General features: G+C 41.8%; 20 protein-coding genes. 5 read left to right on the top strand and 15 right to left on the bottom strand.

From position 1 onward, the window contains the following. The first annotated feature begins 284 nt into the window (after positions 1 to 284). Together ON01_RS13070 and ON01_RS13065 are read left to right on the top strand one after the other, a co-directional pair. On the top strand, positions 285 to 1,193 hold the full coding sequence (locus tag ON01_RS13070; protein ID WP_029329128.1) for an SGNH/GDSL hydrolase family protein: 909 nt from the start codon (positions 285 to 287) through the stop codon (positions 1,191 to 1,193). A 12-nt stretch (positions 1,194 to 1,205) separates the two neighbouring features. Then, the gene (locus ON01_RS13065; protein WP_010531507.1) at positions 1,206 to 1,832 is read left to right on the top strand and encodes a YpmS family protein; all 627 of its coding nucleotides are present in this window, start codon (positions 1,206 to 1,208) and stop codon (positions 1,830 to 1,832) included. A 50-nt stretch (positions 1,833 to 1,882) separates the two neighbouring features. On the opposite strand, the gene ON01_RS13060 is transcribed toward ON01_RS13065, so the two are convergent. From ON01_RS13060 to ON01_RS13050, 3 genes are all read right to left on the bottom strand, one after another. Beyond that, entirely contained in the window at positions 1,883 to 2,680 is a 798-nt protein-coding gene (locus tag ON01_RS13060) for a cytochrome c oxidase assembly protein (RefSeq protein ID WP_010531506.1), read from the bottom strand. A gap of 1 nt (position 2,681) precedes the next feature. Continuing rightward, the gene (locus tag ON01_RS13055) at positions 2,682 to 3,158 is read right to left on the bottom strand and encodes a DUF2243 domain-containing protein (RefSeq protein ID WP_010531505.1); all 477 of its coding nucleotides are present in this window, start codon (positions 3,156 to 3,158) and stop codon (positions 2,682 to 2,684) included. A gap of 141 nt (positions 3,159 to 3,299) precedes the next feature. Beyond that, a complete protein-coding gene (locus ON01_RS13050; protein WP_010531504.1) occupies positions 3,300 to 3,896 on the bottom strand; it encodes a TetR/AcrR family transcriptional regulator in 597 nt (198 codons plus the stop codon). A gap of 86 nt (positions 3,897 to 3,982) precedes the next feature. Here ON01_RS13050 and ON01_RS13045 point away from each other — a divergent pair, with 86 nt between their 5' ends. Beyond that, positions 3,983 to 4,459, top strand: coding sequence for a small multi-drug export protein (locus ON01_RS13045; protein ID WP_010531503.1), 477 nt, complete (start codon positions 3,983 to 3,985; stop codon positions 4,457 to 4,459). A 426-nt stretch (positions 4,460 to 4,885) separates the two neighbouring features. Next, positions 4,886 to 6,508: an ABC-F family ATP-binding cassette domain-containing protein gene (locus tag ON01_RS13040; protein ID WP_010531502.1), complete on the top strand. Its 1,623-nt coding sequence runs from the start codon at positions 4,886 to 4,888 to the stop codon at positions 6,506 to 6,508. 104 nt (positions 6,509 to 6,612) lie between these two features. Here the strand turns inward: ON01_RS13040 and ON01_RS13035 are convergent, their stop codons facing one another. Both ON01_RS13035 and ON01_RS13030 read right to left on the bottom strand, forming a co-directional pair. Continuing rightward, the gene (locus tag ON01_RS13035; RefSeq protein ID WP_010531501.1) at positions 6,613 to 7,548 is read right to left on the bottom strand and encodes an L-threonine 3-dehydrogenase; all 936 of its coding nucleotides are present in this window, start codon (positions 7,546 to 7,548) and stop codon (positions 6,613 to 6,615) included. A gap of 67 nt (positions 7,549 to 7,615) precedes the next feature. Beyond that, the gene (locus tag ON01_RS13030; protein ID WP_010531500.1) at positions 7,616 to 8,806 is read right to left on the bottom strand and encodes a glycine C-acetyltransferase; all 1,191 of its coding nucleotides are present in this window, start codon (positions 8,804 to 8,806) and stop codon (positions 7,616 to 7,618) included. A gap of 246 nt (positions 8,807 to 9,052) precedes the next feature. Here ON01_RS13030 and ON01_RS19555 point away from each other — a divergent pair, with 246 nt between their 5' ends. Further along, the gene (locus ON01_RS19555) at positions 9,053 to 9,196 is read left to right on the top strand and encodes a hypothetical protein (protein WP_175284952.1); all 144 of its coding nucleotides are present in this window, start codon (positions 9,053 to 9,055) and stop codon (positions 9,194 to 9,196) included. 124 nt (positions 9,197 to 9,320) lie between these two features. Here the strand turns inward: ON01_RS19555 and ON01_RS13025 are convergent, their stop codons facing one another. The 10 genes from ON01_RS13025 to ON01_RS12980 all read right to left on the bottom strand — a co-directional run bounded on the left by ON01_RS13025 (position 9,321) and on the right by ON01_RS12980 (position 20,546). Beyond that, on the bottom strand, positions 9,321 to 10,166 hold the full coding sequence (locus ON01_RS13025) for a 3D domain-containing protein (protein WP_010531499.1): 846 nt from the start codon (positions 10,164 to 10,166) through the stop codon (positions 9,321 to 9,323). A 297-nt stretch (positions 10,167 to 10,463) separates the two neighbouring features. Then, positions 10,464 to 12,329 (bottom strand): oligopeptide ABC transporter substrate-binding protein, encoded by a 1,866-nt coding sequence (gene opp4A, locus ON01_RS13020; RefSeq protein ID WP_010531498.1) that lies wholly within the window; start codon positions 12,327 to 12,329, stop codon positions 10,464 to 10,466. 147 nt (positions 12,330 to 12,476) lie between these two features. Then, complete coding sequence (locus tag ON01_RS13015) at positions 12,477 to 13,391, bottom strand: ABC transporter permease (RefSeq protein ID WP_010531497.1); 915 nt, start codon at positions 13,389 to 13,391, stop codon at positions 12,477 to 12,479. 29 nt (positions 13,392 to 13,420) lie between these two features. Then, positions 13,421 to 14,383, bottom strand: coding sequence for an oligopeptide ABC transporter permease (opp4B, locus tag ON01_RS13010; RefSeq protein WP_010531496.1), 963 nt, complete (start codon positions 14,381 to 14,383; stop codon positions 13,421 to 13,423). 5 nt (positions 14,384 to 14,388) lie between these two features. Further along, positions 14,389 to 15,321, bottom strand: a complete 933-nt coding sequence (locus ON01_RS13005; RefSeq protein WP_010531495.1) for an ABC transporter ATP-binding protein — start codon at positions 15,319 to 15,321, stop codon at positions 14,389 to 14,391. Beyond that, positions 15,308 to 16,324: an ABC transporter ATP-binding protein gene (locus ON01_RS13000; RefSeq protein WP_010531494.1), complete on the bottom strand. Its 1,017-nt coding sequence runs from the start codon at positions 16,322 to 16,324 to the stop codon at positions 15,308 to 15,310. The genes ON01_RS13005 and ON01_RS13000 overlap by 14 nt, the downstream gene beginning before the upstream one ends. A gap of 311 nt (positions 16,325 to 16,635) precedes the next feature. Next, positions 16,636 to 17,652: an ABC transporter ATP-binding protein gene (locus ON01_RS12995; RefSeq protein WP_010531493.1), complete on the bottom strand. Its 1,017-nt coding sequence runs from the start codon at positions 17,650 to 17,652 to the stop codon at positions 16,636 to 16,638. Beyond that, on the bottom strand, positions 17,645 to 18,673 hold the full coding sequence (locus ON01_RS12990) for an ABC transporter ATP-binding protein (RefSeq protein WP_010531492.1): 1,029 nt from the start codon (positions 18,671 to 18,673) through the stop codon (positions 17,645 to 17,647). Before ON01_RS12990 ends, ON01_RS12995 begins: the two co-directional genes overlap by 8 nt. A gap of 14 nt (positions 18,674 to 18,687) precedes the next feature. After that, a complete protein-coding gene (locus tag ON01_RS12985; protein ID WP_010531491.1) occupies positions 18,688 to 19,611 on the bottom strand; it encodes an ABC transporter permease in 924 nt (307 codons plus the stop codon). Next, the gene (locus tag ON01_RS12980; protein ID WP_010531490.1) at positions 19,611 to 20,546 is read right to left on the bottom strand and encodes an ABC transporter permease; all 936 of its coding nucleotides are present in this window, start codon (positions 20,544 to 20,546) and stop codon (positions 19,611 to 19,613) included. Before ON01_RS12980 ends, ON01_RS12985 begins: the two co-directional genes overlap by 1 nt. Positions 20,547 to 20,874 lie beyond the last annotated feature (328 nt).

Raw genomic sequence — 20,874 nt, 5'->3', positions numbered from 1 at the left:
GGCGAACTTTTTAAGTTTAAATATGATATATAGTGGGGATTAGCCAAGCATAATCATGGTATAATAAAGTAAAACTTCATTCAATGGAGCGCTTTTTCCCCATTGAATGTTAGTTGAACAGAATCGGGCATTTAGGGGCAGTTAGCCGCCGTTCTTTGGCGGATTACTGACCGTTAGATGCGGGGGGAAATGTACAGGAAAGCATAACACTTGCAAGGTATAATCCTGTATATATAAGATAAAACCCATCACCACCAGAATAACTTATAATAGGTGTGAAAATCATGAACAGAAGACGATACATGCTCATTATTTTGGGCATACTGCTTATAGGTATAACCCTCTTTCTCGTCGTAGATCCGCCGAAAGATGCTATGAATGAAACCAGCGATAATACTGAACAGCAGGAGCAGAAACAAGATACCGAAAACACTGACAACGAAGAAGAAGCATCCTCTCAGGTGAGAGAGCAGGCGTCTGCAGAGACAGCTGGGGAGCCCATTACTAACCTGCAGGACATTTTCAGTGAAGCCGTCCAACGTACCATTGACTTTTATTCAAATCGGGAGGCAAATGTTACAGCACTTGGTGATTCCTTAACCCAGGGTGTCGGTGATAGCATTGTAGAGGGTGGATATGTCGGTATTATGGATAATACGATTAACCATAACAATCAACTGGTAACATTTGATAATTACGGCAAACGCGGCCACCGCTCGGATCAGCTTCTTAAGCGGCTCGAGAAACCAAAGGTAGCTCAGTCTGTTGAAAATGCCGATATGGTGCTGATTACTATTGGGGCAAATGATATCATGCAGGTCGTCAAAGAAAATTTTACTGACTTGAAGATTAAGAATTTCACATCGGCACAAGAAACATACGAAGATAATTTACATCAAATTTTTGATAAAATAAACGCTTTAAATGATAACACTGAGATTTATCTGATCGGAATATATAATCCTTTCATGCATTACTTTCCGAATATAGAAGAACTGAGCATGATTGTCGAGGACTGGAATGAAACCAGCCAGAACGTGACGGAACAATATGATAATGCGACATTTATACCAATTGCGGATCTATTCAAAAGCGGGGATAAAGAATTGTTCGCAGACGATAATTTCCACCCGAGTCATAAGGGGTACCAGCTTTTTGCCAGACGTGTCTTGAAATATTTAACAGATCAATAGGGGGCGGACACTGTGCCGAAACATAAAAAGAAACGAAATAAATGGAAACACTTTTTCTTCTGGCTCTTTGGTGCTAACGTGCTGGTTCTCCTTTGTATGCTGGCACTGATTTTCTGGCCTGTGTCTGAAACGGAGACACCATCACCGTCAGAAGAAAATACACAAGACAGCTCGGAGTTTACGGTGCGAACCTCAAAACAAAACGTCAATGAGCTGGTGAATGCCTATATTGAAAAACTGCTGGACGACACTGATCATCAGTACAGTGTTTCACTGGATGAGGATGTGGAATTGATCGGAGAGCTTCCTGTCTTTTCATCGACTGTTCCGGTTTCCGTTCATCTGGAACCGGTTGTCCAGGACAACGGCGATGTCATCCTGAAACAGGAATCAATTTCGATCGGCCAGTTGGCACTGCCGAATAAAAAGATTATGGAATACCTGAAGAAATATCTGCCAATGCCTGAATGGGTGACAGTTGATCCGGAAAATGAGGAAATCTATGTCGCGGTAACTGACATGGAGATCAGAAGTAATTTAAACGTCAGTGTCGAAAGTTTTGACCTGGAATCTAACAATCTTGCTTTTAATATTGAAATACCTTACGAAACATTGGGAATTGAGAAACGATACTACTGAAAGTATCGGCCAACCGCGCCGCTTCCTCTTAAAATCGGTTTGTATTGAATCTATGTTTCTGGAGCAAGGACCCCGCCGTTCACCGTTTCCCTAGGTTTAGTGTCATGATACCAATGACAACACAGGATAATAATCATTATCAGATCTACGGCATCTCCGCCATAATACATCAGCATGCCACCGACTTCGGCTTCAACCTTGGGAACACCCTCCGGAGGCCATGCATAAATATGTTTCGACAAAATGCCGTGGGCGGCGAGTGCTAACACTAATATGGTGCTACGGTATAAGTAGCTGGTTCGATGCGGAATCGGTTCTACATAAATTAGCGATACGGTAAACAGATATCCTGCCAGAAATATATGAAGGTGGACGAAGATATGCAAAAGCGGGCTCTCATGCATTATCGTGAACAAATCAGTTGTGTAAAGAACCCAAAGACCACCTATATTCAAGGTTGCCGTTACAGCAGGATTACTTAAAAATCCAAGTAGCCAGCTGCGCAAAATCCGGGTCAAACGTTTGGCCTGATGGACAGAAAGGGAACGGAGCAGAAGTTTCACCGGAGCACCTAACGTCAGCAGCAGTGGACCCAACATACCAAGAGAAAGATGACCTACCATATGTATCCGGAAGTCTGCATGAGCCAGACGTGCCAGCGGTCCAGCAACAGAGATCAGACAGAGAACGATGCCGGTTAACCAAAGAAATGTGCGGAACACCGGCCACTTTCTGCCTTTTCTTCTCGAAATAAATAAAGCCCCCGTGTAAACAATCAGGGCCGCCAGAAAAGGAAAGGCAAGCACCCATTCAGCAAATACGGGCAGGTAATGATAATGATTCTGCATATCAGCTTACCCTTTCTTTCATTCTTTTTCTTGTCTGAAGCATTACGACAATGCCAATAGTTAAAATGATGACCGCTATCATATTCCATAACATATCATACATCAACAGGTTGCCGGTATTATAGCGCACTTGATGTATTCGCATAATTTTATGCTGAACAATGCCGTCATAGAGATTGAATCCCCCTAAGCCCACAAGTGCTGCACCGATCCACCTTTTTGGCCACCAGGTGTCCCTGCGCCGGAGATCTGCAACCATGAATAGCGATCCGACAGTTGCAAACCAGCTGAAAGCATGGAATAGTCCATCAGACAAAATGCCAATTCGAGTTGTTGATCGATCATAAAAATGATGCCAGCCCAGCAGCTGGTGAAAAATAAATTCATCTAAGAAGGCAGCAAATCCAATGCCAAAAAGAATGCCTGCCCATAGATTGCGGCTTTCATACTTCTTTTGCGGATTATCAACCTTATCCATCTGCCGAACACCTCACTTCCAGTCGTTTTTTCATTGTATCCTTTTGTAGCATAAAATAAACTATGGTCCACTTTTGAAGTAAGGTAAGTTATTCAATTGGCGTACCCGTTTCAGGAAGAGCGAAAGTAAAATTTATCTATTTTAATTACACACTTTTCGTAAATATTCTGTGATTTCTTTTTCAATGACTTGACTGTTGTATAAATTGGCATAAATGACAGATTCAAATACTAAGCCGTGAATGAATATTGTTAACGAATTTGCATTATCTTTAACATTAATGGGGTTATAAATATACCCGTTGTTATAAAGCATCCTTAAAATATCCTTTGCAAAATTAAGGTTTACTTCTCGGAATCTGTCTTTTGTCGCGAGGTATTCCGGGTTCATCGTTGCCATGATGGAAAATTTCATCCAAATATCATTTTCCATTCTTTCTTCTTCGGTATTAGCTTGAACAATCTGTTTTATCATACGAACTGCGTTTTCAAATCCTCCTTGGTTTACCTGAACGACCTTTTGCATTCTCTCCTCAAACCTTTGATAAATAACCTCCATTGCGAACATATATATATCCTTTTGTTTTGGAAAAAAGTATTGAACAGAACCTAAAGATAATTCTCCTTCTTTGGCAATTTCACGTAATGTCGCTTTTTCGAAACCTGAATAATGAATAATACGAAACATTGCATCTACAATTTGATCTTTTCTTTCAGCATGATTTATTTTTTTAGGCATATTATAACTCCTTTGATTTTTTAAGTCATCTGTATTATAATGTATTTAAGTCAGTTGACCTAACAAGGAAAAGGCAGGTATTTAATATGGAAAACGTTTTGCTTCAATGTATTTTTATATTTTTTATAAGTATGGTTCCATTTCTTGAAGTATTTTTAACTGTTCCAACGGCAATCATCGTTTTCAACTTTCCGCCTTTTGCAGCACTAATTGTAGCCATTCTCGGAAATGCGATTAGTGTCCTGTTTTTTGTATTTTTTGGAACTGAAATTAACAAACTCTTTCACACAGTATATAATAAACTTCGGAAGAGAGATAGAGCACCTGTGGGAATTAACCCCCGAATAAAAAGAACTTTTGATCGTTTTGGGGCAACCGGCGTATGTTTTTTATCGTCTATTTTGTTTAGTAGCCAAATTGGTGCTGGTGCCATAACGACTCTTGGAGCCTCGAGAAATCAAGTGTTTATTTGGACAACTCTGGGAGTTAGTACGCTGGCAGTCATAATGGCAACATTATCTGTAGTGGCAGAAGGATTAGTTTCATCATTAGTAAATTTATAGTGAATGATTGTTCTTTTTTCAATTAAACAGTAAACCGCGCCAAACAAAAGAACCTCTACATCCACTGTAAGGTTCTGATCATTTAATCACAAGCCTTTTTATTTTTTCTGTCAATATAAATACGAATGATTCCTTCGACGCTTTCGGTGTAGCGGGGTGCTTTTTCCTTCCATAGGCCTCTCCCTCCGTCATCCCGCAAATACTTTTTTACATTGTTGCATAAACCCCCAGGAAAATATAATCCTTTTTGGCAGAACTTAAGCTTTCGCCATGAAAGCTTGGCGACAAGCCAAATTTTCTAAGCAGCAAAATCAATTTTTCTAAAATTTTTGTGAACAAATAGGTGCCAACAATCCATTTACGTTGACGAAATGGCCTAAATCCCTTAAGCTAACGGTGATGATATTAATTGGAGGACGTTAATGAATGATAACGGTTAATAATGTAAGTTTGCGATATGCTGATAAGAAATTATTCGAGGATGTGAACCTAAAATTCACGCCTGGCAACTGTTATGGTGTCATTGGTGCGAATGGTGCCGGCAAATCCACTTTCCTGAAGGTCCTGTCCGGTGACGTTGAGCCGCAATCAGGCAGTGTTTCCACATCTCCTAATGAACGAATGGCTGTGCTGCAGCAGGATCACTTTGCCTTTGAAGAATATGATGTTCTGGAAACTGTTCTGATGGGGCACGAACGTTTGTATGAGGTCAAGCAGGAAAAAGACGCGATTTATATGAAACCTGATTTTTCCGAAGAGGATGGCATGCGTGCTGCTGAACTCGAAGGTGAATTTGCTGAAATGAACGGCTGGGAAGCAGAGTCCGATGCAGCCGTTCTGTTGAAAGGGCTCGGTATTGGTGAATCCCTTCATTCAGCAAAAATGGCGGAGCTGCCCGAAGACCAGAAAGTCAAAGTATTGCTTGCACAAGCACTCTTTGGAAACCCGGATATTTTGCTTCTGGATGAACCGACAAACGGTTTGGACATTCACGCCATTCAGTGGCTGGAAGAGTTTCTGATCAACTTTGAAAATACAGTGATCGTTGTTTCTCATGACCGCCACTTTTTAAATAAAGTATGCACACACATTGCAGATGTTGACTACGGAAAAATTGAAATTTACGTCGGTAACTATGACTTCTGGTATGAATCCAGCCAGCTGGCCAAAAAAATGGCTCAGGAAGAAAACAAGAAGAAAGAAGAAAAAATCAAAGACCTGAAAGCATTTATCGAGCGGTTCAGTGCAAATGCATCAAAATCGCGGCAGGCCACATCACGGAAAAAACTTCTCGACAGCATTACGCTGGATGACATTAAACCGTCATCCCGAAAGTATCCGTATATTAACTTCACACCGGACCGTGAAATCGGTAACGATCTCTTGTTCGTTGATGGCTTAACTAAAACGATCAACGGTGAAAAAGTGCTCGACAATGTCAGCTTTACCATGAAAAAAGATGACAAAATCGCTTTAGTTGGAAAAAACGATATTGCCAAGACGACACTTTTCGAGATTATAATGGGTAATATGGAGCCTGACGCCGGCACATACAAGTGGGGTGTCACAACATCACAATCCTACTTCCCAAGGGATAATGCTGACTATTTTGACCGCAGCGACTTAACACTGGTTGATTGGCTCCGGCAATATTCACCGGAAGATGAAACGGAAACCTTTCTGCGCGGGTTCCTTGGCCGGATGCTGTTCTCGGGTGACCAGGCACTGAAGAAAGCCAGCGTCCTATCCGGCGGCGAACGTGTCCGCTGCATGCTGTCGAAAATGATGCTCTCAGGTGCTAACGTTCTAGTAATGGATGAACCGACGAACCATTTGGATCTGGAATCAATCACATCCCTGAACAATGGGCTGAAACGGTTTAAAGGATCGGTGCTTTTCACTTCCCACGACCACGAGTTCATTCAGACGATTGCCAACCGGCTGATTGAAATCACGCCTCAGGGTATTGTCGATAAAGAAATGAGCTATGACGAATATATTGCGGATAAAGAATTGCAAGAGAAAGTTGAAGCCATGTATGCGAGCTGACTTGATGGCTTGATCGATCGGGTATACAACTCGATCGATTTTCTGCCTTTGAGTTAAATCATAAAAATAAGCAGTCCAATCTTTGTTTAATTGGACTGCTTATTTTATGATTTCTCCCGAATTTTTGCCAACATATCTGCTGTCATCCGGTCTATATCATATGCCGCTTCAAAGCCCCATTCTTCTTTAGCTGCAGACGAATCAATACTGTCCGGCCAGCTGTCGGCGATTTGCTGACGGACAGGATCAACGTCATATGTCAGTTCAAACTCCGGAATATGCTTTCGAATAGCGTCTGTAAAATCCTCCGGTGTTGCGGATATAGCTGAAATATTATAAGCATTGCGGTGGACAAGCTTGTCGGGGTCGGCTTCCATCAACTTAATAATCGCATTCAAAGCATCCGGCATATACATCATATCCATGTACGTGTTGGCTGCAATATAGGACGTGTACTTTTTATGCTTGATCGCCTCATAATAAATTTCCACTGCATAATCCGTTGTTCCTCCGCCTGGCGGGGTCATATAGGAAATCAAGCCAGGATAGCGGACACCGCGCGTGTCCAGGCCATATCGATAATAGTAATAATCACATAGAAGCTCCCCAGCCACCTTATTGACACCATACATCGTTGTCGGGCGCATTGTTGTTTCCTGCGGCGTGTTTTGCTTTGGCGTTGTCGGGCCGAATACGCCAATCGAACTCGGCGTGAAAAATTGCAAATCAAGTTCTCGCGCTGCTTCCAGAGCGTTCATCAATCCGCCCATGTTCAAGTCCCATGCTAGTTGCGGGGCTGATTCCGCCTTGGCCGACAACAAAGCAGCCAGATGCATGATCGTATCGACGTTATGTTTTTTGGCTACGTCATGTATTGCCTTTCCGTCGGTCACATCAACAATCTCAAATGGACCTTCCGTTTCTTCTTTTTTCCAAAGGTCGGTTCCAATAACATTAGATGGGCCATAATTTTCCCGCAGTTTCCTGACAAGCTCTGAGCCGATTTGACCCATCGCCCCAGTAACCAGAATTTTTTTCATCGTTATTTCCCCCAGCTATCCTTCCAGCAAATATGTTTATTCATGAAGTTAATTATGGGCATCACTTTTAAATCAGTCCCAATTCCTTGCCGATTTTTTCATAGGCCTTGAGCGCATCATCCAGCATTTCTTTGGTATGGGCTGCTGTCGGCATATTGCGGACACGGCCTTTGCCTCTTGGCACTGTTGGGAAAACAATTGATTTCGCATAAACCCCTTCTTCATACAGCCGCTTGCTGAATTTCTGCGTATCTTTCTCATCACCCAGAATACATGGGGTAATCGGTGTTTCACTTTCGCCAATATCAAATCCGAGCTTTTTCAACCCCTCTTTCAAATAATCACTGTTCGCCCAAAGCTTTTCATTTAAATCCGTCGATTCCATCAACAGTTCAACGGCTTTTGTACTTGCAGCTGCGTCTGCTGGTGAAACAGCCGTTGAAAATAAAAATGGACGGGAGCGTACTTTCAGCCAGTCAATCAGTCCCGTTTTGCCGGCAACATACCCGCCGATGACACCGATTGCCTTGGACAGGGTCCCCATCTGGAAATCAACTTTATCCTGCAGCCCGAAATGTTTTACCGTGCCGGCACCTTTACCAAGTACACCTGACCCATGTGCATCGTCAACATAGGTTATCAAGTCAAACTCTTCGGCAATGGCCACAATTTCCGGCAGTTTGGCAATATCACCATCCATGGAAAAGACACCGTCTGTAATCACCATCACCTTATTATACTGTCCGGATTCGACCGCTTCTTTAGCTTTGGCCCGCAAATCGTCCATATCCGAGTGATTAAAACGGATAATCTTTGCTTTGGACAAACGGCAGCCGTCAATAATCGACGCATGATTCAATTCGTCGGAAAGAATCGCATCGTGCTTATCCATTACCGCAGAAATTGCCGCCATATTACAATTAAATCCTGACTGATAGGAAATGACCGCTTCGGTTCCCTTGAATTCCGCCAGTTTCTTTTCAAGCTCAAGGTGCAGGTCAAGTGTGCCGTTAATCGTGCGGACGGCGCCTGCACCTGCCCCATGGGAATCCACCGCTTCTTTGGCAGCTTCCTTCAACCGCTCATCGGTGGCAAGACCCAAATAATTATTGGATGATAAATTAATCAGCTTCTTTCCGTCAATATTAATCACCGGACCGTTTGCTCCCTGTACCGGGTCAATTTCATTATAGAGCCCGCGTTCTTTTAAGTCTGAAATATTCGCTTTCAGGAAATTTTGCAGTACGCTGCTAGTCATTTTATTTCCTCCTTTTATTATGTAAGCGTTTTAGTCATTTTTTATTTAAAGAATTAACATGTTCCATTATTGAGTTTAACACATGATATGATTATTTGGTATTTACAATGGCCATTAACCATAGGTCTTTTTTTGATGTTAATTCTGCGATAGTAAGATTTCCCTTTTATTTTTTTAACAAATTTATGGCAAAACACCCTCTGTTTGTAATATAATTGTAATATAAGATATTAGAGAGGAAAACGCATGATGAAGCAAATTTTGATGACACTATTTATTGGGTTGGTTGTCAGTTTTGGAATAGTTGGATATTTCCAGACAACTTTTGATACAGATGACGTTGTAGAAAAAGAGGAAAGCGATGATAACAATACAATAATTTTGAATTAGGCTGATCTGTTATACGAATGACTCAGATCCGCTTTCTAAGAACCTATTAAGTTAGGAAACTTTAACCGTCAAATAAAAAGAGAGCATCTGATGCGATGCTCCCCTTTTTATTGTTGACTTATCATTATTCTACGATTGTTACATCAACTGTTTGAACGCCCCATTGATTAGCTTCGCTCTCTGATGGGACATGAACATCGATTTTATTGCCGTTAATGGCACCACCAACGTCTGCAGCAGTTGCATAACCATAACCTTCAACATGAACTTTTGATCCTAATGGGATAACGCTCGGGTCAACCGCAATGACTTTTTTGTTTGGATTGGCATTCAAGTCAACACCGGTAGCCGTAACACCTGAGCACCCGGCACAGTCAGCAGTATACGCTGTTGCTGTTGCTGTAATGGTTTTGCCCTCAGGGTTATCCTGTGAGGATTCTTGTGATTGCTGTTCATTTGTATTATTGTCAGTGGATACTTGAGTCACTTGTTCTGATTCATCAGACTTCTCCGCTGATTCACTGGACTGATTGGATGAACTTGATTCAGATGATTGAGTTGCTTTAGATGCAGAAGCAGACTGAGCTTCACCCTGTTCAACATTTGAACCTTCCGTTGCTAGTTGTTGACCAGCGATAATGATATCTGACTGAAGGTTATTCCAAGCTTTCAATTCATTTACGGACACACCAAACTCATTACCAATATCGTATAATGTATCACCTTTTTGTACCTTATATGTGCCATTGTTCTCGTTGGATCCATCGATCGAAATTGTCTGGTTTGGATAAATCGTTGTTGATTCCAAATCGTTTACATCAACAAGTTCATCCACGCTTGTATTATGTTCCTTTGCGATACCCCAAAGGCTGTCTCCTTTTTCAACATCATAGTCTGCTGCAGACGCAGTCGTTGCTGTAGCGCCAGCAATAATGATTCCCGTAGCGATTGAAGCTACCAACTTCTTCATAGGTAGTTCCCTCCTTTGATTACTGCATTCACAATACTATCATAGCTTTATAGACAATGCAGTTACAGAGGAATTAAGAGTCTGTTACAAGAGTTACCGAAATGCGCAGTAAATATTACAAATATAATAGGTTTGTTTCAAAATAGCATTCAAATTACATATGTATGTCCAAAACATCCTTCAAGAGGCCTCTCGTCACATCAAAGAAATAATGTCTATCAGTCTTTTAGGCAAAAAATGGGACTGCCCCCAAAAGACCACTAAAAGGTGGCGTTTGGAGGCAGCCTTTTAAGCAAGTTATTCTGCTTTCACTGGTTCTTCCTGTGTGACACCGAGTTCATAAAGGTAGGTATCGCCCGTTGACATGTCGTCATCGTACAAGTCGTAATTGACAATACGGTTATTAACCGGAACGATTAATGAGCGGTACAATGTTGGGAAGACCGGCACCTCATCAACCATGAATTCCTGCCACTCATTGTAGACTTCCTGGCGTACTTCTTGATCAAATGCTTCTTCAGATACACCTTTTGCCAGGAGTTCATCATTTTTCTCACTTGCATAACGGGAGAAGTTAAACAGCGCATTACGCCCATAAAGTCCAGTTGGGTCAACGTCATAGCCGACATTCCATGCCCCTTGGTAGATGTCAACGTTAGGATCGTCGTTTCCGCTTTGACCTACTTTATCGTAGAACGTGTTGAATTCCAGCAAGCGGCCATTTAGCAGTTCAACGTTAAGACCAACGTTTTCCCAAGCCTGCATATAATAGTTCGCGATTGGCTCAGCTACGTCGCCGCCTGACATCGAGGCAAAGTTAATGGTCAATTCCTCACCATCAGGATCTTCACGGATACCATCGCCATTTGTGTCCACGTAGCCTGCTTCGTCCAGCAGCTGTTTCGCTTTTTCCGGATCATATTCACGGCCAGGATTGTTTTCATCATGATAAGCCGGGTGGGATGGCGGAATCAAAGTTGTCGCGTTCCAGCGAAGTCCATTATAGAACTTCTCGCCGACGGATTTGTTATCAACCGCGTGCCACATTGCCTGGCGCAGATTTTTATTGGCCATTTTGGCGTCAGGATTAGGTTTGACTTCATTATTTTCCTTATCCCAAGTACCAAGTTTAAAACCGATATACGTATAGGCAAGATCAACCTTACCAAGATATTCAACGTTGGATAAATTAGCATTATCCGGGTACTGATCTGTCGGGAATTTGCTGACAAGGTCAACTTCGCCACTTTCCAGTGCCTGAACAACCGTATCTGGATTGATGACTTTTATAACGACCTCATCAAGATTTGGCTCACCGCGCCAGTAATCTTCATTTGCCTTCAGTACAACAGACTCACCGGGAACGATATTTTCCACTTTAAATGGTCCAAATCCAATTGGGTGCTCGCGAACTTCCGGTGACTCTGCTATTTTATCTACCGGCATATCCTTAAAAATATGTTTGGCCATTGGGTAGATCCAAACGCCGCCGGTCAGCAATGACGGTGTTGCTTTTTTGTACGTGATCTTTAGCGTTTTTTCATCTACTACTTCAATTCCGGAAATGGAATCAGCCTCGCCATTATGGTAAGCTTCCATTCCTTCGATGTTCTGGAAGCTTGCGTTATAACGCGGACCATTGTAATCCGGATGTCCAATGACTTCATGTGCAAATGCCCAGTCTTCGGCTGTAACCGGTTCGCCATCATGCCAGTTAACGCCATCTTTTATCGTAAACGTGAATGTTTTGTTGTCATCACTCACTTCAAAGGTTGCAGCTCCGTCATTTGTCATCGTATAGTTTTCGTCATACGTTAATAACCCTTCATCGAACCATTTAAGGATTTGTGAATCGGGGTCACCATCGTAGAAATTCCAGTTCAATGTGCCTTCAAAGGAAGTATCCGATACAAGACCATACGTTATCGATCCACCATCAATTGGCTCACCATCATTTGAAGCTGAAGGACTAAAATCTTCAATCGAATACAGTTTATCTTCCGAAGCCTCTCCTCCTCCACCTTCATTTGACCCTTCCTCAGTTCCTTCACCGGAATCCGATGAATCGCCACTGTCATCAGATCCGCCGCTGCAGGCTGTCAGTGCCAGCAGCAACACTAAAAATAGTGCAAATACAGCCTTTGTGACATTAGACTTTTCCATCCATTAGACCCTCCCCTTAGTTTTAATTTTTTCAGTCAGACACTTGCCCGTCTGACAGTTTTATACTCATCATCAATGCCGGAATGGCAGCATCAATGTAAGTAACCTTTATGCTTCCCTCGTTATATTTATCCTCACCCCCTCAAATTAACCTCTTCTTTGCCTTGCGTCGGTTGCACGTTTAAGCGCCTGCCCGACATTATTGACAGCAAGCATCAGCACAAAAATCATGACGGATGCCGGGACCCAGATCCACCATCTTTCTTCCAGCGTTGTCGGGTTTGTTGCATAGCTGACAAGGGTTCCCAAACTTGGCGTGCTCTCAGGAAATCCAAATCCTAAGAAGGAGAGTCCGGATTCCAGACCAATGTTTGCTGCCAGATTTAATGTCATCGTTACAATAATCAGCGAACTTAAATTTGGCAGGACCTGTGAAAACATGATTTTTAGATTTGAGGAACCAAGTGTTTTAGAGGCCTGTGCATAATCCAGTTCTCTCTCCTGCAAGGCCTTTGAACGTATCAATCTGGCTATCCCCATCCATAAAAATGCTGTCATAATCAAGGAGAATGAAACCACAGTATATTTGGGGACAATCGCTACAAAAACAATAACAACCATTATAAATGGTAAAATCAAAAAGAAGTCTAAAATACGCATCATAATATTATCAACATGTCCGCCAAAATAACCGGATACTAAACCGTAGACAATTCCAATGATTCCGGTCATCAACGTGACAAGGATAGCTACTGAAAGCGAATTCCGCGTTCCAATGATCAACTGTCCAAAAATATCTCGTCCGCCATAATCCGTACCAAGGATAAATTCATCAGATGGCGGCTGGTGAATGGCAAATAAATCTACTTTAACGATTTCTTCCTTATCCATGATGATTGATGTCCCGTATACGAACGCAACAACTATTATTAAAAGAATTAATGAGATCAGTGCGATTTTATCCCGCATAATTTCCCGCCAAAGAATACGGAATCCGGATGGGCTTTCACTTGCCTCCGAGTTCTGCACGGACTTGTCTGTATACGCGTTTTCTTTTTCCATTTTCAATCACCCCAAAGTCTGTCGTATTCCTATTTAATGCGAATGCGCGGATCTACCAGACTTAATATAATATCTGATATCAATGCCCCAAGAATCGAAGCCAAACCAAATAAAAGAACAACAGATGTCACGACAGTATAATCGCGCAGCAAGACGGATTCGATAAATAAATCACCCATACCCGGATAACCGAAAATGCGTTCGACAAATACTGTTCCACCGATTAAACCAGTAATCTCAAAACCGAAGAATGCAGCGATAGGTAACAATGAATTACGGAAAATATGGCGATTATAGACTCTTGATTCAGACGCACCTTTCGCTCTGGCTGTAATAATAAAATCTCTTTGCTTCGTATCAATAATTTCACTGCGCAAATATTGAACTGTATTAACCGTTGTAATCAATCCCAGAGAAATTGCAGGGAGTAATAAATGATATATTTTGCTCATAACATATTCTAGACCACCCGATTCGACCCCTGGAGCAACACTTCCGCTGGTCGGAAACCATCCCAATTGGTAACCGAAAATCCATAACATGACTAATGCGAAAATAAAGATTGGTGTTGCAAATCCAATGTACGTATAACCGGTTATCGAACTGTCCAATAAGGAATCGTTAAACCTTCCACTCGTGATCCCCAATGGAATAGCTATCAGATATGTAATGATTAATGTCGCAACCCCGAGCCAAAAGGAGTTGACCATTCTATTCCATATGAGCTCCGAGGCAGGCATCTTAAACTGGAAGGACTGCCCAAGGTCGCCTTGTAATGCTCCAGTAATCCAGTCAGCATATTTTACGTGCCACGGGTCATTAAGTCCAAGCTCTTCCCGCTGTTCCTGCATTTCCTGGGGATCCAGGTCAGGGTTTATTTGGCCAGTCAGTGCATCGCCCGGCATCGCTTGCGCCATTAGAAACACAAGTACACTCAGTAATAATAATTGCGGAATCATTATTAAGGTTCGTCGTACCGTAAATTTCCACATATGATTCAACCTTTCTCCGGTAGTGCCACTAGATGTGTATCAGATATAGGTTTCAAACTGTAAGCCAAACCATCATCACCAAAATAGTCGTCATAGAACTGCTCATATTCTCTTTGTATTTCATGACGATAATTAATCAGGCCTTTACGATTCTCCGGATTAATATCAGGTATAGCTGCAACCAGACGTTTTGTATAAATATGCTGCGGGTTATTAAAAATATCTTCAACCGTTCCTTCTTCAACATACCTGCCTTTATACATAATTCCGATATCATCGCACATATGTCTAATAACACCTAGATCATGACCGATGAAAATATACGTTAACCCCATTTCTTCCTGAATGTCTTCCATGAAATTTAGAACCTGCGCCTGAACCGATACATCCAAAGCGGAAACCGGCTCATCAGCTATAATGAGTTTGGGCTTCAGAGCAATGGCCCTAGCCACACCTATTCGCTGACGCTGACCCCCGGAAAATTGATGCGGGTATTTGACAATACTTTCCGGGCTTAAGCCCACCAATTCCACTAACTCCTGAACGCGCTTTTTTTCTTCTTGCTTTGATAGTTTTTCATAATTCCGCAATGGCTCAGCGATAATATCTAAAACTCTTTTTTTAGGATTTAGTGACGAATAAGGATCCTGAAAAATCATTTGAATTTCTTTCCTTACATCCAAACCTGCTTTTTTTATATTTGTGATGTCATGGCCATCATAAGAGACTTTCCCTGCTGTGATTTTATTAAGGCCAATAATTGCCCGACCTGTTGTCGTTTTGCCTGATCCCGATTCACCTACAAGCCCGTATGTTTTTCCTTGTTCAAGTGAAAAAGAGACACCATCAACAGCTTTGATATGATCAACGGTCCTTCCAAATATCCCACCTTTAACCGGAAAGTGTACCTTCAGATCTTTCACCTCAAGAAATGCCATGATTCTGGTCCCCCTTTTCCTCATCCGGGAAGTAAAAATCTTTATAACATGTACAGCGGACGAAGTGATTGGGCCTTATTTCATGTAATCTCGGGTTTTCTTCATGTGCTGCACCATCGATCCATGGAATTCTGGAACGAAATCGGCAACCTTCACGGGGTAAGTTTTTCAAAGAAGGCACAATTCCCTGAATAACATGAAGCTTTGAATCTATCGACTCAGCATTAGGAACAGAACTTAATAGTGATCTCGTATACGGATGTTGAGGGTTGCCAAACAAATCATGCACATCAGCAACTTCAACAATTTGACCAGCATACATAACCGCTACCCGATCAGCCATTTCAGCCACAACACCTAAATCGTGAGTAATCAGGATAATTCCAGCATTCATATCCTCTTTCAATTCATTTAATAAGTCCAGTATTTGTGACTGAATCGTCGCATCCAGTGCCGTAGTCGGTTCATCGGCTATCAACACTTCTGGGTCGTTTGCAATGGCTATAGCGATAACAACCCGCTGCCGCATACCACCGGATAGTTCATGCGGGAATTGTTCATATACATGTTCCGGCCGAGCAATCCCCGCTCTTTCCAGCAATGAAACCGCTTTACTTTTGCGTTTTGAATTTGATAGTTTTTTATTATGCAATAACAATACTTCACCAATTTGATCCCCGATTCTCATTAATGGGTTTAAAGCTGTTAGCGGATCCTGAAAAATCATGCTCATTTCATGACCACGAAGCCTATTCATTTGCCCTGCAGAATACTTTGTCACATCGTCCCCTTTGAAAAGAACATCGCCTTCAATTTTCGCTCGATTGTGCAACCCCATTAATGAAAAAGCAAGGGCACTTTTTCCGCATCCTGATTCACCAACAATGGCTAGCACTTCATTCTCGTTGACTGTCAGTGACACATCATCAACTGCTGCATAATATCTATCCTCAATCCTAAACGATGTTTTTAGATTCTTTATTTCCAGTAACTTCTCATTCATTATGACCACCCTATTGCTGTACTGGTATTCTCCTGGTTACCTAGTTGTTATTCTCGAATCTGACTTCTCTTTACGTCTATATTTGTTTGAAATACTGCTGTAATATTTAAAGTGTAAATTATTTTCAGATATTTAACAAGCCCCTTTCAAGATTTTCTTATTACAATATTAACAGTATATTCGAAAAATTCACAGTACTAAAATGTCTATACATCCGTTATAATAGGGACTCGAATGGCTTAAACCCACCGAGTCCTTTCATCTGGCTTCAATACATACTTCAATTTAAAAAAAGAATTATGTCGTTGGTTTTAACTCTGTACTGCTTGTCTTGCTTCGTATTCGTCATTATACTTGTCGTTATATAAATGACAGGCTACCCAGTGGTCTTTCGTATATTCCTGCCATTCAGGCTCCACTTTGGCACACACATCCATTGCAAATGGGCACCTTGTCCGGAACCGGCATCCACTTGGAGGATCAATCGGACTAGGAACATCACCTTCAATAATTATCCGTTCTCTGGAGCGTTCCACTTCCGGATCAGAAATTGGAATGGCACTCAATAGCGCCTGTGTATAGGGGTGCAATGGCTTATGATACAAATCATCGCTTGTTGCCACTTCAGCCATATTCCCCAAATACATGACTCCGACCCGGTCACTGATATGCTTTACCATGGAAAGGTCGTGTGCGATGAATAAGTAAGTTAATCCATGCTCTTCCTGCAGTTTTTTCATCAGGTTTACAACTTGAGCCTGAATGGAAACATCTAAGGCTGAAATAGGTTCGTCCGCCACAATAAAGTCCGGACTCACTGCTAACGCTCGTGCAATTCCTATCCGTTGCCTTTGACCACCACTGAACTCATGCGGATAACGGTTACCGTGTTCCTGGTTCAAACCTACCGTTTCCAGCAATTGATTAACTCGATTTAAACGATCCTTTTTCGATTTCGCTAAACCATGAATATCGACGCCTTCTGCGATAATGTCTTTTACGGTCATTCTTGGATTCAATGAAGCATACGGATCCTGAAAAATCATTTGCATACTTCGATTAAATTCCTTTAATTCTTTGCTTGATTTTTTCCCATGTACGTTCGTTCCCTGAAAATCAACCTCGCCTTCTGTGGCTTCATATAGTCGCATTATAGTCCGACCCGCCGTTGATTTCCCGCAGCCAGACTCTCCAACAAGACCAAATGTTTCACCTTTGTAAATATCAAATGTAATACCATCAACTGCTTTCAATACAGTTTTACCGCCCATTGGAAAGTGTTTTTTTAAATCTTTTATCTCCAGTAATTTTTGACTTTGATCAATCATTTACTTTCGAACCTCCTACAATTGCGGATTCAGGTGGTTCAACTTTTGGGGCACGTTCGTCCAGCAGCCAGCATGCTGTTTTTTGAGTATCAGATAACTCAGTATACTCCGGCATGTGATTTTCACAAACCTTCATAGCATACGGGCAGCGTGCAGCAAAAGGACAACCTTTTGGCGGGTCCAGCAAATCCGGCGGCGAACCTGGAATTGCCTGCAACTCATCATCTCCGCCCTCAATACTAGGCATGGACCCTAACAGCCCCCAAGTATATGGATGGCGTGCATTATAAAAAATCTCATCCGCAGACCCTGTTTCGACAATTTTCCCACCATACATGACAGCCACCCGGTCAGCCGAATTCGCTACGACACCTAAGTCGTGTGTAATCAGAACAATAGCTGTACCAGTTTGTTCTTTTAAATCACGCATCAAATCAAGTATTTGTGCCTGAATGGTTACATCTAATGCCGTTGTAGGCTCATCCGCGATCAAAACCTTTGGATTGCAAGCAAGCGCAATCGCAATCATTGCTCGCTGGCGCATACCACCTGAATATTGGTGCGGAAATTGATTAATTCTTGTTTCAGGGTTGGGGATACCTACAAGAGTCAGCAATTCAACCCCACGCTTGTGGGCTTCTTTTTTTGTCATATTCTGATGTTTGATCAAGCCTTCAGAAATCTGCTTACCTATTTTCATAGTAGGGTTTAATGAAGTCATCGGGTCTTGGAATATCATACTAATTTCTTTACCTCGTATACCTTCCATTTGTTTGTCCGATTTTTGAATAATATCTTCGCCCTCAAATTTAATTGATCCCTCAGCGAATTTTCCCGGCGGCATTTCAATTAACTGCATTATTGATTGTGCTGTAACACTTTTCCCGGATCCTGACTCACCAACAATTGCCAGCGTTTCTCTTTCACTTAATTCAAAGTTAACATCGCGTACAGCTTTCACTTCACCGCCAAACGTATCAAACGAAACGGAAAGATTATTTACTTCTAATACATTTTTCATTTTTTATCCTCCCATTAATTGCGTTCCTTTGGATCCAGTGCATCCCGTAATCCATCACCCATAACGTTAAATGCTAACATCGTTAAAACAATGAAAAATGATGGGAAAAATAGCTGATATGGCTGGTATTGCAAATATGGCAATGCCGCGTCTGACATCGTTCCCCAGCTTGCAAGTGGAGCAGGTACGCCTAATCCCAAGTAACTTAAAAATGCTTCAGTAAAAATGGCATTTGGAATTGTTAATGTCAACGTAACAAGTATCGGTCCCATCGTATTCGGAATCAGGTGTTTGAATAGCAGTCTGCCTTTTCCTGCGCCAAGTGATTGTGCTGCCATCACATACTCCTCATTCCGGAGCTGCATTACTTGCCCACGTACAATCCTGGCCATATTAATCCAGCCTGTAACGGTCATTGCCAGTATCATAGTCCATAACCCTTGTGGCATAACAACCATTAACAAAATAACCACTAATAGATATGGGACGCCATAGAGAACATCAGCAATACGCATCATGTACTCGTCAATTTTTCCGCCAAAAAATCCGGCGGTAGCCCCCCAAAAGACCCCTATAATCAGATCAAGGAATGCTGCGGCTAAACCAATAAACAGGGAAATTTTCGCACCATACCACGTCCGGGCAAAAATATCTCTTCCCAATTGGTCAGTACCAAACCAATGGTCGGCTGATGGTGGCTGGTTTGCATTAATCAGATCATTGGAATAATAGTTATATCCGGATATTGGTCCTCCAATAAACGACATAATGCCCAGTAAAATAATGATTACGACTCCAAACAGGGCTAACTTATTTTTCCTGAATCTACGCCAGGCGTCTTTCCAAAAGGAAGTACTTTCTCCGGCAATTTTCTCGGCTTCGGTCTCGCTATATTCGATTGGTTCAAAGTCAGACGGTTTTAAATTTAATTGCGCCATTACTTGCTGCCCCCTTTACCTGCGACCTTAATACGAGGGTCTATTAATCCATAAATTAAGTCGACAATTAAAATAGAAACCAATAAAAGAGCACTAAAGAATACTGTGGTCCCCATTATCACGGTATAGTCACGATTAGTTATACTTTCAACAAATTCATTGCCCAGTCCCGGGATTGCAAAGATTTTTTCAATAACAAAGCTTCCCGTTAAAATAGCCACTACTAATGGGCCCAAATATGAGACCACTGGCATAATCGCATTTCTCAATGCGTGTTTATACGTAACTATACGACTGCTTAGTCCTTTGGATTTCGCAGTTTTGATAAAATCTGAACTCAATACTTCCAACATACTGGAACGCATTAAACGGGCAATAAAAGCTAGTGGTGTTGTTGCCAGAGCGACTGCTGGCATTATGGTATGGGCAAATGAATCAAACCGGGCAACCGGCAGTGCACCCAATTGCATGGCAAACACATATTGCAGAGCGGCTGCCATAATGAAGTTTGGAACTGAAATACCCAGAACCGCTATTACCATCGCTGAATAGTCCCCAAATTTATTGTGTTTCATAGCGGCAATCACTCCTAGAAATACACCAACCGACAGTGCGATGAAAATAGCCTCTGCACCTAATATAAGTGAATACGGGACACTTCGATTGATAATTTCATTCACAGATTGCCCAGGATATTTAAACGATGGACCGAAATCCCATGTGACTACATCTTTTAAATAATCGAAATACTGAGTATATATCGGATCGTCTAGCCCATACTGTTCATTAAGTTGTGCTTCAATCTCCGGCGGTAACTGTCGTTCAGATGTGAATGGACCACCTGGAGCGGCTTGCATTAATAAAAATGTAATCGTCACGATAAAGAACAGGGAAATGACGATGAATCCTAATCGTTTTAGCAGGTACTTTGCCAAAATTGAACACCTCCGCCTTTCTTTCCATTGCTAAAACCTTGATAAGCTTGTCCAGCTATTTTATGAATCCCATTATCTCAATTCCTCAAACTTTATAATTCTTATTAGTATTATGTTTTTTATAATAAAAAGAGGGGTGAATTTAATCACCCCTTAACAGTCCACTTCCTCAATCAAACTCATAAAGAGTTTAAGAGAAATAGTGAACGGTTGATAACTGTAATTCTTTTCATCGAAATACAAAGGCGTTTAAATTCTTGATGTAATGTTTATATGTTTCTTTATTTAAAGCCCGCATTAAGGCATATAGCAAGCTATATACCTTAAT

It is taken from the genome of Lentibacillus jeotgali, assembly GCF_000224785.1.
GTDB lineage: Bacteria > Bacillota > Bacilli > Bacillales > Amphibacillaceae > Lentibacillus > Lentibacillus jeotgali.
Note: the sequence above shows the minus strand (reverse complement) of the source record. Positions and strands in the feature narration are given on the sequence as shown.